This window comes from Variovorax sp. LG9.2, assembly GCF_035018885.1.
Taxonomy (GTDB): Bacteria; Pseudomonadota; Gammaproteobacteria; order Burkholderiales; family Burkholderiaceae_C; genus Variovorax.
Window position 1 is genome coordinate 1 of record NZ_JASJXB010000092.1, and the last position, 1048, is coordinate 1048.

Genomic DNA, 1048 nt, shown 5'->3' on the forward strand with positions numbered 1-1048 from the left:
CGCTGCGCGGCCGCGGGACTGGACGGCCGCTTCTCGGCGCACTCCTTGCGCTCGGGCTTCGTGACGGAGGCGGGTCTGTGCGACATGCCGATCGGCGAGGCCATGGCCATGACAGGGCGACTACCAGTCGGCGGCGATCCGTCGCAGCAAGGTGGCCAGCATGCTGGATACGCCGCCGCCGAAGGACGCATAGGCCGGGGCTCGACAGGTTTGCGCCAATAGCAGGCCTGTCAGCTGAACTTACCCACGCATGAAGGTCACCGTCGGCTCCGCGCGATTAACGCGATCGTGTCGATCCAAGGCGATTGCCATAGTCCCGAATTGGTACTAAAATGGTCGGTGCACATCGTAGCCCAGTCAAATCTCACGGCCTATTACCAGCGGCCAAATCGGGGCGACGCAAAGGCAGCAATCGAGGCGTGGCTTGATGTAGCGAAGCTGGCGAAGTGGACAAACTCGGACGATGTGAAGGCGCAGTACGCAAATTCGAGTCCTGTCGGCGGCAGGCGCGTGGTGTTCAACATCGCTGCCAACAAGCACCGGTTGATCGTGGCGTTTGCATATCAAACGCAGTGGGGCTTTGTGAAGTTCATCGGCACGCACGCCGAATACGACTCGATCGATGCAGCAACTGTCGATCAGTTCAAGTAAATCCGTCCATCGTCAAAGGAGTGACCCAAATGGAAGTTCGAGCAATCCGCGATCAAGACAGTTACTGCGCGGCCCTGGCGCGCGTCTCAGCGCTGATCGACCTTGACCCTGCACCCGATTCGCCCGATGGCGAAGCGCTGGAAGTGCTGGGCACGTTGGTCGAAGTCTATGAAGCAAAGCACTACCCGATAGCGCTGCCAGACCCGATTGACGCCATCAAGTTTCGCATGGAGCAATCCGGCCTGACCGTCGCCGACATGGTGCCCTACATTGGTCCTCGCAATCGCGTGTATGAAATCCTCAATCGCACACGCCCTCTCACCATGCCCATGATCCGCCGCCTGCTCAATCTCGGCATCCCGGCATCGTCGCTGGTTGGTCAGCCTGAGCCGGTCTC

At 60.2% G+C, this 1048-nt stretch carries 2 protein-coding genes and 1 pseudogene; all 3 read left to right on the plus strand.

Translation table 11 applies throughout. The features are described 5' to 3' along the window. A pseudogene (locus QN413_RS27025) lies at positions 1-222 on the plus strand (hypothetical protein); the annotation flags it as partial. Positions 223-288: 66 nt separating this feature from the next. Beyond that, entirely contained in the window at positions 289-651 is a 363-nt protein-coding gene (locus tag QN413_RS27030; RefSeq protein WP_323499637.1) for a type II toxin-antitoxin system HigB family toxin, read from the plus strand. Between the two features lie 29 nt (positions 652-680). Further along, positions 681-1048 (plus strand): transcriptional regulator (locus tag QN413_RS27035; RefSeq protein ID WP_323499638.1); only part of this gene is annotated, 368 nt, incomplete at its 3' end.